This window comes from Formosa sp. Hel3_A1_48 (assembly GCF_001735715.1).
GTDB lineage: Bacteria > Bacteroidota > Bacteroidia > Flavobacteriales > Flavobacteriaceae > UBA3537.
Genome location: NZ_CP017259.1, coordinates 182,431 through 199,547, shown reverse-complemented (window position 1 = coordinate 199,547; position 17,117 = coordinate 182,431). Strand labels below are relative to the sequence as shown.

Annotated in this window: 14 protein-coding genes and 1 other RNA gene; 10 read left to right on the top strand and 5 right to left on the bottom strand. The window is 36.9% G+C overall.

Annotated elements, in window-relative coordinates:
* Nucleotides 1–59 precede the first annotated feature (59 nt).
* The 8 genes from FORMA_RS00945 (at nt 60) to FORMA_RS00910 (ending at nt 10,780) form a co-directional block, all read left to right on the top strand.
* Nucleotides 60–1,445 (top strand): DUF1800 domain-containing protein, encoded by a 1,386-nt coding sequence (locus tag FORMA_RS00945; RefSeq protein WP_069673904.1) that lies wholly within the window; start codon nt 60–62, stop codon nt 1,443–1,445.
* 10 nt (nt 1,446–1,455) lie between these two features.
* Entirely contained in the window at nt 1,456–2,646 is a 1,191-nt protein-coding gene (locus tag FORMA_RS00940; RefSeq protein WP_069673903.1) for a DUF1501 domain-containing protein, read from the top strand.
* Nucleotides 2,647–2,763: 117 nt separating this feature from the next.
* On the top strand, nt 2,764–4,254 hold the full coding sequence (locus FORMA_RS00935; RefSeq protein ID WP_069673902.1) for a xylulokinase: 1,491 nt from the start codon (nt 2,764–2,766) through the stop codon (nt 4,252–4,254).
* Nucleotides 4,255–4,257: 3 nt separating this feature from the next.
* Nucleotides 4,258–5,583, top strand: coding sequence for a xylose isomerase (gene xylA, locus FORMA_RS00930; RefSeq protein ID WP_069673901.1), 1,326 nt, complete (start codon nt 4,258–4,260; stop codon nt 5,581–5,583).
* Between the two features lie 14 nt (nt 5,584–5,597).
* The gene (locus FORMA_RS00925; RefSeq protein WP_069673900.1) at nt 5,598–7,271 is read left to right on the top strand and encodes a sodium:solute symporter; all 1,674 of its coding nucleotides are present in this window, start codon (nt 5,598–5,600) and stop codon (nt 7,269–7,271) included.
* Between the two features lie 11 nt (nt 7,272–7,282).
* Complete coding sequence (locus tag FORMA_RS00920) at nt 7,283–8,155, top strand: alpha/beta hydrolase family esterase (protein WP_069673899.1); 873 nt, start codon at nt 7,283–7,285, stop codon at nt 8,153–8,155.
* Between the two features lie 4 nt (nt 8,156–8,159).
* Nucleotides 8,160–9,371: a carboxypeptidase-like regulatory domain-containing protein gene (locus FORMA_RS00915; RefSeq protein ID WP_069673898.1), complete on the top strand. Its 1,212-nt coding sequence runs from the start codon at nt 8,160–8,162 to the stop codon at nt 9,369–9,371.
* 146 nt (nt 9,372–9,517) lie between these two features.
* A complete protein-coding gene (locus FORMA_RS00910) occupies nt 9,518–10,780 on the top strand; it encodes a DEAD/DEAH box helicase (protein WP_069673897.1) in 1,263 nt (420 codons plus the stop codon).
* 157 nt (nt 10,781–10,937) lie between these two features.
* On the opposite strand, the gene FORMA_RS00905 is transcribed toward FORMA_RS00910, so the two are convergent.
* The 3 genes from FORMA_RS00905 to FORMA_RS09245 form a co-directional block, all read right to left on the bottom strand.
* On the bottom strand, nt 10,938–12,395 hold the full coding sequence (locus FORMA_RS00905; RefSeq protein WP_069673896.1) for an AAA family ATPase: 1,458 nt from the start codon (nt 12,393–12,395) through the stop codon (nt 10,938–10,940).
* Nucleotides 12,396–13,520 carry a vWA domain-containing protein gene (locus FORMA_RS00900; protein ID WP_069673895.1) on the bottom strand — a complete coding sequence of 375 codons (1,125 nt, stop codon included), beginning with the start codon at nt 13,518–13,520 and terminating at the stop codon, nt 12,396–12,398.
* 342 nt (nt 13,521–13,862) lie between these two features.
* Nucleotides 13,863–14,093, bottom strand: a complete 231-nt coding sequence (locus FORMA_RS09245; protein ID WP_069673894.1) for a hypothetical protein — start codon at nt 14,091–14,093, stop codon at nt 13,863–13,865.
* Between the two features lie 82 nt (nt 14,094–14,175).
* On the opposite strand from FORMA_RS09245, the gene FORMA_RS00890 reads away from it, so the two are divergent.
* On the top strand, nt 14,176–15,078 hold the full coding sequence (locus FORMA_RS00890) for a histone deacetylase family protein (RefSeq protein WP_069673893.1): 903 nt from the start codon (nt 14,176–14,178) through the stop codon (nt 15,076–15,078).
* Between the two features lie 43 nt (nt 15,079–15,121).
* On the opposite strand, the gene ssrA is transcribed toward FORMA_RS00890, so the two are convergent.
* Nucleotides 15,122–15,515: a transfer-messenger RNA gene (ssrA, locus tag FORMA_RS00885) on the bottom strand.
* 98 nt (nt 15,516–15,613) lie between these two features.
* Here ssrA and FORMA_RS00880 point away from each other — a divergent pair.
* Nucleotides 15,614–16,819, top strand: coding sequence for an NAD(P)-dependent oxidoreductase (locus tag FORMA_RS00880; RefSeq protein ID WP_069673892.1), 1,206 nt, complete (start codon nt 15,614–15,616; stop codon nt 16,817–16,819).
* A 60-nt stretch (nt 16,820–16,879) separates the two neighbouring features.
* On the opposite strand, the gene FORMA_RS00875 is transcribed toward FORMA_RS00880, so the two are convergent.
* Entirely contained in the window at nt 16,880–17,071 is a 192-nt protein-coding gene (locus tag FORMA_RS00875) for a cold-shock protein (RefSeq protein ID WP_069673891.1), read from the bottom strand.
* Nucleotides 17,072–17,117 lie beyond the last annotated feature (46 nt).

The window sequence follows — 17,117 nt, the reverse complement described above, 5'->3', positions numbered from 1 at the left end:
GTTATTATAATTTAAGCTTATGTTTGAGTATACTTATCCTTTTTTTTGATTATTAACTAATGAAAGACAGACATCTTATACATCTACATTGGCGCAGCGGATTTGGCATTACACCTTCTTACTTGAAGTCGGCCAAATTTTTGAGCAAGCAAAATAATGTCAATTCAATTTTTGATATTTCAAAAAAAATTGAACCTATTCAACTCGATTTATCTGAATTTGATCAATTTCTAAAGACGCCCTACAAAAAGTATAAAAATATACACGGTGCGGAAGCGGCTACAAAGTTGAGACAAAAGAGTCAAAGAAAGGTACGGGAATTGAACTTTGAATGGTTGAAAAAAATTGCTAGCTCCGATTGTATTTTTCGAGAGAAAATGACACTTTTTTGGGCTAATGTATTTGTCTGTAGAGACAATCATATATTTCATATAATTCAATTTAATAACACTTTGCGCAAACACGCTTTGGGTGATTTTGGGGCCTTTGTCAAAGCAGTTGCAAGAACACCATCTATGCTGAAATACCTCAACAACAACCGCAATGTAAAGCTCAAACCCAACGAGAACTTTGCACGCGAGTTATTAGAACTCTTTACTTTAGGTCTGGGGAATTATTCAGAGCATGACATCAAGGAAGCGGCTAGGGCTTTTACTGGTTGGAATTTTAAAGCCAATGGCGATTTTATTATAAGAACCAACAAACATGATGAAAACTCCAAGACATTTTTAGGGGTCTCTGGAAATTTAGGCGGTGATGAGGTTATAGATATCATTCTCAAGCAACGCCAATGTGCGGAGTTTATTTGTAAAAAAATATACACCTATTTTGTTAATCCGAGTATTGATGCCTCTCATTTAAATGAGCTCACGGATTTATTTTATAAAGATTATAATATTGAGAAACTAATGCGGCATATTTTTATGTCTGATTGGTTTTACGATGAAAATAACATCGGCGCTAAAATTAAATCCCCTGTAGAATTGATGGTAGGGATTCAAAAGATCGTACCCTCAGTTTTTAAAAAACAGCGTCAAGTCAGCTATCTTCAAAAAATGATGGGACAAATTCTTTTATATCCTGTCAATGTTGCAGGGTGGAAAGGGGACCGTTATTGGATTGATTCAAATTCATTGATGTTCAGGTTGAAACTTCCCTCAGTTCTTTTGAATAATGCCAACATTAGCCTTATGCCTAAAGGAGAATTTGAAGACGATTTTAGTGATTTTTATAACCAAAAGAGTCAACAGTTCAAAGTTTCAGATCAAGCACGTGCTTATTTTGAAACGCATTATGCTAATATCTCCAAAGAGGAGTTAAAAGCTATTTTGGTCCTGCCAAAGTTGGATCAAGACACCGATGAGATGCTAAATATTTACCAACATCAAAATGCCTATCAATATTGCATTCAATTGATGTCTATTCCAGAATATCAATTGTGTTAAAGTGTAGTTTATGAAAAGAAGAGATTTTTTAGCCAAAAGTTCACTTGCCAGCAGCTTGATGCTGGTTCCGAATTTTATGAAAGCTTTTGAAAGCTTAGACCCTGCAACACTGGGCTATAAAAAATTAGTTCTCATACAGCTATCAGGTGGGAATGATGGTTTAAACACCATCATTCCACACAGAAATGATTTGTATTATAAATACAGACCTAGCCTTTCAATTCCTAAAAATAAATTGATTGATCTCAATGGTGAGTTGGGGTTCAATGAAAATCTGGGCCCGTTAAAATCTCTTTATGATGAAGGCTATTTATCAATCATAAACAATGTAGGTTATCCCAATCCAAACAGATCTCATTTTAGGTCTACAGATATTTGGCAAACTGCGAGCAGTTCTTCAGAGTATTTGGATACTGGATGGATGGGCAGATATATCGACCAATATGGTAAAAAGCCCTACAGTGGTATTGAGGTAGATGATTCTTTGTCATTAATAATGAAGGGTGAATCAATGAACGGTATAGCGACAAGAGACGCAAAAAAAATGTTTAATAATACCAAAACTCCATTCTTTGGTAAAGTTTTAGAGACGCAAACAGCGGCACATTTAAGTGAACATAATTTAGGCTATTTGTACAAAACAATGGTGAGTGCTAAATCTTCTGCCCAGTATATATATGAAACTTCTAAAACTTCAAAAAGTGTAAAGACGTATCCCAATAATGCCTTTGCAAAACAATTAAAAACTACAGCAGAGTTTATCAATTCTGGATTAGCTACCAAGGTTTATTATGTTTCTATGGGGGGCTTTGATACCCATGCTGGGCAATCCAACAGACAAGCCAGGCTCCTCAAGACTTATGCTCAGGCTATCGATGTGTTTGTAGCAGATCTAGAAGCTTCAGATTCATTTAAAGACACCTTGATTGTTACATTTTCAGAGTTTGGAAGACGTGTACAACAAAATGCTGCTGCAGGAACAGACCACGGTGCTGCAAGCAACCTCTTTATTATCGGAAAAAATCTCAAAAAACCCGGCTTTTACAACGCCAGTCCCGATTTAGTCAATCTAGATGATAATGGCGATTTGAAGTATGCTGTAGATTTTAGATCTGTTTATGCGACACTGCTAGATCAATGGTTGGATGCCAGTCATTCTAAAATATTGGGAAAATCTTTTAAAACTTTAAATTTTATATAATTTCTTGTTAATGATTTATAAATTTATTTTGGCTTCAATTCTATTAGTGTTTGCTTCATATGTATCACTTACCAACCTATATTTAAAATATTTTTGAATTCCATACAGCACCAATTTATGCAAACAAAATATTATCTAGGATTTGATTTGGGAAGTTCATCCGTTAAAGTGGCTTTAGTAGAAGCGACTACGGGTGAAAATATATTGAGTCTACACGAACCCCAACACGAAATGTCTATTCTTTCAGAGCAAAACGATTGGGCGGAACAAGACCCTAACGATTGGTGGAAATTTGTGTGTCAAGGGACCAAACGAATTTTACAAGAATCAAAAATCGATCCTTCATCCATTCAAGCCGTTGGAATTTCTTATCAAATGCACGGTTTGGTGCTTGTTGATGGTGACGGCGAACCACTGCGGAATTCAATTATTTGGTGCGACAGTCGCGCTGTAGACATTGGTAAACAAGCTTTTGAAGATTTAACTAAAGAACGCTGTGTTTCCAATCTTTTAAACTCCCCCGCAAACTTTACAGCCTCTAAGCTCAAATGGGTTAAAGACAACGAACCTGAGTTGTATAAAAAAATTCATAAGTTCATGTTACCCGGTGATTTTATTGCATTTAAACTTACAAATGAAATTTCAACCACCAAAAATGGCTTATCAGAAGGTATTTTTTGGGATTATAAATCTGATTCCATTGCCAATTGGTTACTTGATTATTTTGAATTTAGCCCCGAATTGGTTCCTGATATTGTTGAGAATTTTACACCTCAAGCTTTCATTTCAAAACAAGCAGCAGTAGAAACAGGATTAGCTGAAGGCATCCCGATTACCTATCGTGCAGGTGATCAGCCAAACAATGCTCTTTCACTAAACGTATTCAACAGAGGAGAAGTTGCTGCCACTGGTGGTACGTCAGGAGTCATATATGCAGTGACTGACAGTAAAAATTCTATTGAAGCGAGTCGAATCAATCATTTTGCTCACGTAAATTATTCATCTGAAAAGCCAACAATTGGAAAATTGTTATGTATCAACGGAGCTGGGATTATGTACCGCTGGTTACGCAATCAAAGTTCTGCAGAATCCTATGAAACGATGAATAGGAAAGCGTCTAAAGTTCCCATTGGATCTGATGGCTTGGTCATTTTACCTTTCGGAAATGGTGCTGAGCGCATGCTAAATAATCAAAATATAGGCACTCAATTTTGTAACATCAATTTAAATCAGCATTCTAAAGCCCATCTTTACAGAGCTGCACTAGAGGGCATAGCTTTTTCATTTGTATATGGAATGGAAATCCTTAAAAACGACAATGCTGCCATTAAGGTTATTCGGGCGGGTAATGACAATCTTTTCAGATCTGAGATTTTTGCCAAAACCTTATCAACTCTTATTGGTTATGAAATTGAAATTTACAATACCACAGGCGCTATTGGCGCTGCCAGAGCTGCGGGTTTGACCGATAAAGATTTTGATCGCTTCGGTCAAAACATCACAAAAAACGACCATGTGATGACATTTAAACCCATCGAAAATAAGAATCCATATCTTGATGCTTACCAAAACTGGAAAATAGAATTAGAAAAACAAATTAAAAATTAAATAATGATACTTACTGGAAATAAAGAATACTACAAAGGGATTGATGCCATTCAACATGAAGGCAAAGATTCGGATAACCCACTTGCATTTAAATATTATGACCCTACACGTGTTGTAGCTGGTAAAACCATGCGTGAGCATTTTAAATTTGCTATCGCGTATTGGCATACTTTCTGCGGACAAGGTTCTGATCCGTTCGGTCCTGGAACTCAAAATTTTCCTTGGGATCAGTCTTCAGACCCTGTTCAAGCGGCTAAAGATAAAGCCGATGCTGCATTTGAGTTTATTACTAAAATGGGCTTTGATTATTTTTGTTTTCATGATTATGATTTAGTTGCCGAGGCCAATTCTTTATCAGAATCTGAACATCGTCTTTCTGCTATTGTAGACTACATCAAACAGAAACAAGAGCAATCAGGAGTAAAGCTTCTTTGGGGAACCTCTAATTGTTTTTCGAATCCAAGATTTATGAACGGTGCCTCTACCAACCCAAATTTTGAGGTGGTTGCACGTGCTGGGGCACAGGTCAAATTGGCACTAGACGCGACCATGGCGCTCAATGGAGAAAACTATGTCTTTTGGGGTGGGCGTGAAGGCTATATGTCACTGTTGAATACTGATATGGGTCGCGAATTGGACCACATGGGCCAATTTTTGACCATGGCAAGGGATTACGCCAGAGCGCAAGGCTTTAAAGGTACATTTTTTATTGAACCAAAGCCTATGGAACCTATGAAACATCAGTATGATTTTGATTCGGCAACAGCTATTGGATTCTTAAAAGAATACGGATTGGATAAAGATTTCAAATTAAATATTGAAGTAAACCACGCCACACTTGCACAACACACCATGCAACACGAACTGGCAGTGGCTGCAAAAGCTAATATGCTAGGAAGTATTGATGCCAACAGAGGTGATTACCAAAATGGTTGGGATACCGATCAATTTCCAAATAATATTCAAGAAACAACTGAAGCAATGTTGGTGTTTTTAGAAGCAGGAGGCTTGCAAGGTGGAGGTATTAATTTCGATGCAAAAATAAGAAGAAACTCAACGGATATGGAGGATGTGTTTTTGGCCCATATTGGGGGTGCAGATACTTTTGCTCGCGCATTGATTACTGCTGATAAAATCATAACATCTTCAACTTATAAAAAACTAAGAAAGGAGCGTTACGCTTCTTTTGATGATGGCAAAGGAGCTGCATTTGAATCCGGATCACTAAACCTACAAGACTTGTATCAAATTGCTCTGGAAAATGGAGAGATTTCTCCACAAAGTGGCAAACAAGAGCTTTTTGAAAATATCATTAATCAATACATTTAATTAATTTTAGTATTATGTACTATTTTGCCTTATCATCTTCATCTGTTTTGGAGAAACTGGACTGGTTTGTTTTGAGTATTTATTTTTTAGCATTAATTGCTGTAGCTGTTTGGGTTGTCTTACAAAAAAATAAAAATACAGAAGACTATTTTTTGGCAGGACGAAATGTGGGCTGGTTTGTTATCGGCGCCTCAATATTTGCTTCTAATATTGGGTCAGAACACGTAGTTGGTCTCGCGGGTACTGGTTTTGAGTCTGGAACACCAATGGCGCATTACGAGCTTCATGCTTGGATTGTTTTATTACTTGGATGGTTGTTTTTGCCGTTTTATATTAGAAGTGGTGCTTTTACCATGCCGGAGTTTCTAGAAAAACGATTTGATAGTCGCTCACGTTGGTTTTTATCTTTATTTTCTTTAGTGGCTTATGTGCTCACAAAAGTTTCTGTGACCATATATGCAGGTGGTATTGTAGTCTCCGAACTGTTAGGTATTCCCTTTTGGTATGGCGCTATTGGTATTGTTGTTTTTACTGGGGTCTACACTGTTGTAGGTGGAATGAAAGCGGTTATATATACCGAAACACTTCAAACGATTGTCCTTATTCTTGGATCATTAATTATTACATATTTAGGCTTACAAGAAGTCGGGGGCTGGGGGCAATTGCGTGAAACTGTAATCGCTGTAAGTCCAGACCATTTTAATATGTGGCGTCCGATTTCCGATCCGGATTTCCCTTGGACAGGACTCTTAATTGGTGGAACTATCGTGGGGATTTGGTATTGGTGTACCGATCAGTATATCGTACAAAGAACTTTGGCAGCTAATAACATTAAAATTGGAAGGCGAGGAGCTATTTTTGGAGCTTACCTTAAATTGTTACCAATCTTAATTTTTTTGGTTCCTGGAATTATTGCATTTGCTTTATCTATTCAAAACCCAGAAGTTTTTTCTGTCGAAAAAGCAGACCGCGCTTTTCCAATGCTAGTTAAAACCTTGCTTCCAGTAGGTTTAAAAGGGTTAGTTGCTGGTGGTCTTATGGCTGCTTTGATGAGTTCCTTGGCTTCTGTATTTAACTCGTGCTCCACCATCTTTACTATTGATATTTATAAAAAATTAAAGCCTAATAAGTCGGAACAATATCTTCTTAAAGTTGGAAAAATTGCAACAGGGTTTATTGTTGTACTAGGGATTATTTGGATTCCAATTATGGAAAAAATTGGTGGCGGTGTGATGTATCAATACTTGCAAAATGTACAATCGTATATTGCGCCTCCTGTTACAGCTGTTTTCTTATTGGGTATTATTTGGAAACGCGTTAATTCAGCTGCGGCAATCACAACACTTTTATCGGGTTTTGTTCTTCTAGTTCTAAGGCTTGGTTCAGAAATTTATTACCAGCCACAAATTTCATCTGATGTGCTTGTTGACTCATTGCTTTATAGTTTTGCAACAATTAACTTTGCACATATGGCTATTTTTATGTTTGTTTTCTCAGTTATAATGTGTGTTTCGGTAAGCCTAATTGGTATTGCACCTGATTATAAAACGATTGCTGGATTGTCCTTTGGAACATTAACAGATGAACAAAAGGATGCTTACAAGAACAGCTATGATACTATTGATGTGGTGTTATCGGTTGTTTTAGTTTTTCTAGTAATTGGCATACTTTGTTATTTCACAGGTTAAATAAAGTTAATATGATTCATAGACTAATTTCAATAAGATTGTTTAATTTAATATTTATTTTACTATTGAACTGTGGAGGTTCAAGTAATGACTCAACAGATACCTCATTGCCACCTGATCCGATTCTTGAGGATGTGTTTTATATTTCTCAAACTATAGATGGGGTAGAAGTACAACGCGAAGTGCTTTTACATTTTCCTGAAAATTTTGATCAATCACAATCTTATCCTATGGTTATTGCTTTTCATGGCAATGGTGGGCAAAATAATAGCTGGTTATATAAATTATCACAATTTGTAGATGCAGGAGAATTTATTGGTGTATATCCACAGGGGTATTTAAACTCATGGAATTTAGGTGCAGAAGCGTCTACTGCAGATGAGGTTTATTTTTTCAATCAAATAATGGCTAAACTTGAAACGTATTCATTTTTTGACACTTCAAAAGTTTATGGAATAGGAGTGTCTAATGGCTCTGCTTTAATCAATAAATTAGCAATAGAAACCTCTTATTTTAGCGCCATTGCAGCTCTTGCAAGTCAATTGATTGTTGAGACGGTACCCAATAGCTCAACCGCTCCGGTTGCTGTTTACCAGATGTGTGGTACGGCCGATAATATCATTCCATACAATGGCGGTATGTCTGTAGTAGGGCATAATTTCTTAAGTGCTCCTGAAAGTGCTTTGAGTTGGGTAAATGCATTTAATTGTGTGACAGAACCAATTGTAGAAATGTTAGGAGAGGATGAAATTTTAATTTACACAGATTGTGAATCAGAAAAAGAGATTCGCTTTCATAGAGTAAATAATGCAGGACATAATTTGAATCAGCCTAATACCCCTAATTTTTATGGTCCAGTTTGGGAATTTTTAAAACGTTTTTAAAATTATGAATTTGTCTTCATTTCATTTAAAATTAATCGGGTTCTTTATTGTGTTGTCTTCATTATGCTCTTCTTTAATTGCTCAAAACAAAATTAATATAGAAGGCGTGGTTTACGACGAATTTGATTATCCGATTCCTTATGCCTCTATAGGAATTATAAAAAAAAATATTGGTACAAGTTCAACTGAGGAAGGGACATTTAAGTTTTATGTGTCTAATAATGAAATTTCAGACGTCATAGAAATTTCATCAATTGGTTACGAGCCCTTTAAAATTACTGTACAAAATTTTATTGCCTTGAAAGATAAAACTTTTGTGCTAAAAGAGAAGATTACAGCATTGGGTGAGGTTTCTATTGAAAGGCCAAATGAAATAGTAAAAAAGGCCTTCAAGAAATTGAAGACAAATACCATCAGCCGAAAACATAAGTTAGGCGTACTGTATAGGCGCTGGTCGGTAGAGGATAAACTATGTCGTTATTTCATCGAACAATATATAGATCTTATAGACCGTGGTCCTTCTTCTTATATTCAAGCTTTTGAAGTGCTTCAAAGTCGTACTTCTTCGGATTATAGATTTATAAAAAATGAACAAGACCGTCATGCCCTACAATTCATGGCGCTTAATAATCCCCTGCGCAATGGACCATCACTAGGATCATACAATTGGAAAAAAATTGAAGACACATTTTATGAAGGAGAAGATGTCTTGGTATTGCAGGGCACTCAAAAAAGCGGAAACAGTATAACGCTATATATTGGCTTCGATTCTTCAAAAATATATAAGATTGAAAAGAATACAATTTCAATGAAAATTGGTAAAAGTTTGAACGCACTTTACATCTACAAAAAAAATAATGAAGGTAAACTTTATTTAAGTTACCACAAACGTCAATGGGAAGGGGCTGTGGCCACTCCTGAACACGTAAAAAGAGCTATGCTTAATGAAGGAAAAAAGGAGCGTAAATATATTCCTATTTCATACCGTCATGAAGTTTTTGTATTGGATCTTGAGGATGGTAATGGTAAAATGAAATTAAATGACGAGTCTATTAAACAAGATATGACATTGTATAAAATCCCGTACGACGAGGAATTTTGGAATAGTGTCAGTTTACCTCCTGAGACTAAATTTTATTTAAAAAATATAAAAGAATTGGAAGGGCTTTACGATGTTCCTATTGAAACCCAGTTTTTGTATTCTAACAAAAGGTAACTTTTGGGAATAAAAAGTGAGGCAAAGGGAGTAAAGTCTAAGTATTTTGTTGAAGATTTGGAATTGATTTAGAATAAGGTGTACCTTTGTTCCAAAGTTCACAATGACCTGTATCGTTATATATTGTCATTTTTAAAACCTAATATATGACATTCCAGTCTTTGGGACTTATTGAAGCCCTACTTAAAGCAGTTCGTTTACAGGGCTATGAAACACCCTCTCCAATTCAACAAAAAGCTATACCTCCAATTCTTGAAGGCCTTGATGTACTCGCTTCGGCTCAGACAGGAACAGGGAAAACTGCAGGATTTACCCTGCCAATGCTGCAAATTTTATCAAAAAACCCAGTCCGCCATCGGCGTCCTGTACGTGCATTGGTGCTTACGCCAACTAGAGAATTGGCCGATCAGGTATTTACAAACATTAAACACTACAGTAAATTTTTGGACCTTCGTTCTACTGTTATTTTTGGTGGTGTAAATCAAAACCCGCAAATCAAGCAACTTCGAAATGGAGTTGATGTTTTAGTAGCAACTCCGGGGCGATTGATTGATTTGGAAAATCAAGGCCATTTATCACTGTCTCAAGTCGAGATCTTTATACTTGATGAAGCCGATCGTATGTTGGATATGGGGTTTAAACGTGATATCGACAAAATACGATCATTGATTCCCTCTAGACGCCAAAATTTAATGTTTTCGGCTACTTTTTCAAGAGAAATAAAAAGTTTAGCACAGACCCTTTTAAAACGGCCAATTCTTGTAGAAGCAACACCGGAAAACACAACTGTTGAAGCGGTTACTCAACAGATTTACAGAGTGGCAAAAGAGAAAAAAACAAAGCTTCTTATAAAACTTATCAAAGACGGACAGTGGCAACAAGTATTGGTGTTCATGCGCACCAAACATGGCGCTAATAAACTTTGTAAAAAACTTGAAACTGCTCAAATTTCAGCAATGGCTATTCATGGAAATAAAAGTCAAGGCGCAAGAACACGCGCTTTAGCCGGTTTTAAGAATCGTGACATTCGTGTTTTAGTTGCAACGGATATTGCTGCACGTGGTTTGGATATTCCTTTGTTACCACATGTGATTAATTACGAGCTTCCAAACATTCCTGAAGATTACGTACACCGCATAGGTCGTACAGGTCGAGCAGGAGCAAATGGCGTGGCTTTATCTTTAGTCTGTGCCGAAGAAACTTCGTACTTAGCTTCTATAGAAAAACTTACCAAGCAACGTTTCAAGAAAGAAATTGTTGAAGATTTTGAACCCGATCCTAATGCTTCAACAGCGCCTCCTAAACAAGGTGGAGGTCGCCAAAGACGCAGTGGTGGCCGACCCAGTAATAACCGTCAAGGCTCTACTGCCGGAGCTAACAGATCTAATTCTAAGCGCCGCCGCCGCTAACTTTAGTAGTTTCATTGTTTGCTAATTCATGTAAACTCTTTGCAACAGCAAATTTTTAAGTAGCAGGAATTTCCAAAATAAAATTTATTTTAGTGAGTTATGCCTTGGAGCCAAGAGGCGTAAAATCGAACTATTTTGAGTAGAATTAGATTAGAGTTTAAATTCCTGCTAATAAATTCCCTAGGCCGTCTTTAAATTGAAAGCCTTCCATGGTTCTGTATTTATTCAGTTTTTTGTTTGCCTCTAGTCCCCACAATAAAAATTCCATCATAAACAATAGATCTTCATCGCGACAATCTACATTATAAGCTGTTATTAGTTTTTTTAAGTTAGGAACGTTCATTAAGGTATCGTGGTATACATTATCACTTAGGTTGTCTTCCAAAAACAATTCATTATCGCCGTAAAACCATTCTAACAGCTGGTCATAAGGACCTTCTTCCTCTTGTTTTTTAAGTTTTTTTATTTCTGGAAAATAAGCTGGAAACAAGGTTTTTATAGCTTGACTAATTAAGTGAAAAGAAACTTGTTCTGCCCCTTCTTGTTCGCCTTCATAGACCAATTCTACTTTTCCATTTATAGCAGGTATAGTTCCTAGAAAGTCAGACATTCTAATGCAGGTACTTTGCTCGCCAGACATGAGCATACGGCGTTCAGCAGCACTCATTAGGTTTTCAAAAGCAGTAATGCTCATCCGTGCACTCACGCCACTTTTGGAATCAACATATTCACTTTTTCTAGCTTCAAAACCTATTTGTTCCAAAATATCACGCGCCAATTCAGGGACGTGTATAGCCTGCTGAACTGCCTCGTCGGTATGAGTCTCTTGTCGGGTTATGGCCTTAGCCGTTTCCAGGTTGTGTGGATAGTGTGTCAAAATTTGAGAACCAATACGGTCTTTCAGTGGGGTAACAATACTTCCTCGGTTAGTGTAATCCTCAGGGTTGGCTGTAAAAACAAACTGGGTTTCAATTGGTAATCGGAGTTTGAATCCACGGATTTGAATTTCTTTTTCTTGTAGAATGGAAAAAAGTGCTACTTGTATTCGTGCTTGTAAATCAGGCAATTCATTTAAGACAAATATACACCTATGTGCCCTGGGAATCATGCCAAAATGAATCACCTTTTCATTGGCATAAGACAACTTAAGGTTAGCTGCTTTAATGGGATCAACGTCGCCAATCAAATCGGCTACACTAACATCTGGCGTAGCTAATTTCTCAAAGAAGCGATCGTTTCGGTGTAGCCAAGTGATGGGGGTGTGATCTCCTTTTTCTGCAATAAGTGCTTTGGCAAAATTGCTGATAGGGGCTAGTGGGTCATCATTTATTTCAGAGCCTTCGACCACAGGCACCCACTCGTTTAATAATTGGGTAAGCTGTCGCGCGAGTCTTGTTTTGGCCTGACCTCTCAAGCCGAGTAAGTTGATACTATGCCCCGAAAGCAATGCCCGTTCTACATCTGGAATAACCGTATTTTCGTAGCCCAAAAGACCTTCAAATGTTGGCTTGCCTTTTTGCATACGAGCTCTAAGGTTTCGTGCCAGTTCTTGTTGAATAGAAAGGGGTTTGTAATCCGTTTTTTTTAGTGCGCCTAGTGTGGTACTTTTTTTCATTTATCTCAATCGTTTTTTTCTATTTTGTTCATAGTCTTCAAAAATCATTTCGCCTAAGCCTTTTAATCCTGTGAAGAATGCCTTTCCTTTATTAGCTTCAGTAAAAGTCCGAATAAACTCTTTTAAATAGGGATCTTGTGCAATCATAAAAGTAGTGATGGGGATATGAATTTTTCTCGCCTGTCGTGCCATATTATAACATTTATCTACAATATAATCGTCTAGTCCATTGCTATTTTTATAATAGGTGCCATCGGAGTTTTTTAAACAACTTGGCTTTCCATCCGTAATCATAAATATTTGTTTATTACTGTTTTTTCTTCGTCGTAACAAATCCATTGCCAAGGTAAGTCCGGCAACAGTATTGGTATGATAAGGTCCTACTTGTAAGTATGGAATATCTTTGAGTGCAATTGGCCAAGCATCGTTTCCAAATACCAAAATGTCGAGTGTGTCTTTTGGGTATCTAGTGGTAATAAACTCCGCCAGTGCCATGGCTACTTTTTTGGCCGGGGTAATGCGATCTTCGCCATACAAAATCATACTATGGCTGATATCAATCATTAAAACCGTGCTCATTTGCGTATTGAAATAACTGTCCTCCACCACTAGGTCGTCGTGATGCAATATAAATTCATCTCCTGCAGATCGTATTTGTGCATTGCGCAGGCTTTCGGTCATAGATATTTTCTCTAGTGGGTCACCAAATTGATAGGCTTTAAATTCGCCAGTATTGTCTGCGCCTTGCCCGATGCTTTTTGTTTTGTGGTTGCCGCTGCCTGCTTTTTTGAGTTTACCGAAAATTTGCTTTAAGGCGTGTTCGCGCAACAGCTTTTCTGTTTTGGCAGTGAGGGACATCCCTTTTTCATCGCCAATACCATCGCCTTTTGGTTGTATATAAGCACGTTTTATGAGGTCTTCGATAAAATCATCTATTGTGTATGCTGTGGTGGTTAAGCCATATTCAATATCTAATTCACGCAGCCAATTAATGGCTTCATCAAAGTCGCCAGAGGTATGGGTAATTAACTCCTTAAAAACCTCAAAAAGACGCTCAAACGGTGTTTGGTGCTTAGGGATATGTTGTGTAAATGTAATTCCAGCAGTGGACAGTTTTAGTTTCATAGAAATGTAAATTTAATAAAACCGTACTGTAATTTTCTTAAAATAATGTTTAAAAATAATATTAAAAAATAAAATAATCTTAGAGATAAAAAGTGAAGCAAAGAGGCGTAAAATCGAACTATTTTGGGTAGGATTTAATTCTCATTTCTTCCAGGTACCTCCATATTTATAAGCACTGTTATTAGCTTTAACTTTAAGTAAGCAGTCCTCGCACACAAACACCCATTCCTTAGGGTTTTTGTATTGTATCCTGTACATGGTAGAGAAATCTGTATTACAGACCGCGCAATGCTTTATTCGTTGTTTCAAAAATTAAAAATTTTATTTTAGCTCTACAATAATTTAATTTCGTCTATTAAACACTTCATAGGGTATGTTATAAGCAAACAGCTCAAATTTGTTTAAATACGGAATACCTTCACCTTTTAGAGTTGCTATTAATTGATTTTTATAACGTACATTTTTTTTGTCGTTTGCCCAACCTTTAATTTTATATTGGCTTTTAAGAGGAAACAGATGTACTATTGTATATCCAACTAACAAAATGCCAGCAATGATGACTAATATTTTCATAAAAAAAAATTAAAGTCCCTGAATTACAATACTATAACTTTTAATTCAACTAATTTTATCACGTTTTATAAATGAATGTTAAATGTTAAAAATTGCCTTTGACCCAATCTACAAACATCAGCTGAAAGTTGGGCATCGATTTCCTATGGAAAAATATGAGTTGTTACCAGAGCAATTATTGAGAAAAAATATTTGTAATTATGATAATTTTTTCTCCCCAACTCCTATAGAAAAACAATTGCTGCTATCCACACACGATGAAGGTTACTACAATAATTTGATCAATTTATCATTGCCCAAATTAGATGCTAGGCAAATCGGTTTTCCGCTTTCTGATACTTTGATAAAGCGCGAGCGTATAATTGCCCAAGGTACCATTCAAAATACACATTATGCACAACAATATGGTATTTCGATGAATATAGCAGGTGGAACCCATCATGCTTATCGAGACCGACCCGGTGCATTTTGTATGCTAAATGATCAGGCTATTGCTGCTAATTACCTACTAGACAATAATTTAGCTAAAAGAGTTATGATTGTTGATTTGGATGTACATCAGGGTGATGGAACAGCCTCAATTTTTGAACATCAAGACTCTGTTTATACCATTTCTTTTCATGGTCAAAAAAACTATCCGTTCAAAAAACAAAAGAGTGATTTTGATTTACCCCTTGAGGATCATACTGGAGATGAGGTTTATCTCAATGCTCTAAAAAATAACTTGCCAAGTTTGGTAGATGCTTTTGAACCAGATTTTATCTTTTATCTGGCTGGTGTAGATATCTTAAAAACTGATAAACTTGGTCGATTAGGGTTGTCAATAGAGGGCTGTAAGGCAAGAGATCGCTTTGTTTTAACTTTTTGCAAGCGACTTAATATTCCAGTTCAAGTGAGTATGGGAGGCGGGTATTCTATTCATTTAAAAGACATTATTGATGCTCATTCTAATACTTTTGAATTAGCTCAAGATTTGTTTTTTTAGTATAAAATATTCCCTAAAATAAATTTTATTTTAGGGAATAATGTCGTGGAGTCGCCGAGAATCGAACTCGGGTCCAAACAAGCTACAAAAGTGCTTTCTACACGTTTAGTTTTCATTTAGTTTTCGAAGATAAGCTGACCAAAAACAATCCACTTACCCCTTAGCTTCTTTAATTTTGAACCCCTACCGAAGCCTTAGAGTTTCTAGATCCACTTTTACGATGCCTCAAAATTGAACGCCATGAATCAAGGCTTTCAGGAGACATAAAGCTTGCACACCTTGTGTGCCGAGGCTTATCCTACTATAATTCGGATTAAGCAGCTAAAGCGTAGTTATTCTCGCCGTTTAAATGTTGATATGGCCTTTTTCGTGTTTCAATATCATTACACGACGTGCTTACAATTCTCTAGATCCTGCTGTCAATACCAGTCGACCCCTTTTATTGTAATTCCTCCGAAGAGGAAGGCAAAGTTACAAAAAAACTTGTGTACCCTATCAAATCCTATTACTTTCGTGAATATATCCGTGTATACCTATGAAATTTGCCGTTATCAAAGAACGTAAATCACCTCCCGACAAAAGGGTAGTCCTAACACCAGAATCGTGCAAAAGTCTTCTTAAAAATCACCCTAAAGCAGAAATCGTAATCGAGGCTTCAGAGATCAGAGCTTTTGCCGATACAGAATACATTGAGGTTGGTCTTGAGGTTTGCAAATCGCCCAATGATGCCGATGTGATGATTGGTGTCAAAGAAGTCCCAATTGAAGCACTAATCCCCAACAAAAGCTATTTTTTCTTTAGTCACACCATTAAAAAACAACCCTACAACCGAAAGTTATTGCAGGCTATTTTGTCTAAAAATATTACACTTTACGATCATGAAACTCTGGTGGACAAAGACCACAACCGACTCATCGGTTTTGGCTATTATGCTGGCGTTGTTGGGGCTTATAATGCTTTGCGAACCATTGGTAAGAAATGGAACTGTTTTGAACTGCCAATGGCTACAACATTCAAAGGCCGTAATGAACTCAATGCAGCTTTGACTAAAATAACCCTTCCAGCGCTAAAAATAGTACTTACCGGTACCGGTCGTGTAGGGCAGGGGGCCAAAGAAGTCCTCGATGCTGTAAACATCAAACAAGTTTCTGTAGCTGCGTTTTTATCTCAATCGTTCGAAACCCCTGTTTACGTACAGTTAGATGTGTTGGACTATGTGACTCGAAAGGATGGAAGTGGGGACAGTAAAGCTGATTTTTTCACTAACCCTACTTCGTATAAGTCCACTTTTAATAAGTATACAGAAGTAGCTGACGTGTTTATTGCGGGACACTTTTATGGCAAAGGTGCACCCTATTTTTTTAGCAGAGCCGAGGCTAAAGCGGCTAATTTTAAACTCAAAGTGGTTGCCGACATATCTTGTGATATAGACGGACCGGTGGCCTGTACCATTCGCCCCTCTACCATAGATGAGCCCATTTATGGATACGATCCAACCACAGAATCTGAAGTGAATTTCACGAACCCAAAGGCCATCGCAGTGATGGCGGTCGACAATTTACCTTGTGAATTACCAAGAGATGCCAGTGAAGGGTTTGGGAGTACTTTTACCAAAATCATTATCCCCGCATTTTTTAATGGCGATCAAGATGGTATTTTGGCTCGTGCGAAAATGACTGAAAATGGAGCCTTAACCCCTGCGTTTTCTTACCTAAAAAAATATGTAGACGGCTTGGAATAGCACAAAAAAACCTTTCCATTTGGAAAGGTTTTTTGTAAAAAAATAATGTTTTATTAAATATTAGAGTACTCTAACATTTACTGCATTCATACCTTTTCTACCTTCTTTTAATTCAAATTCCACCGCGTCACCTTCATTGATCTCGTCGATCAATCCTGTAACGTGAACAAAATGTTCTGTGTCTGAATCATCTTCAGTGATGAATCCAAATCCTTTGGATGCATTGAAGAATTTTACTGTACCGTTTTTCACTGTATTAATTTTAATTTTAGACTGCAAAGGTAGGGTTATATAAACG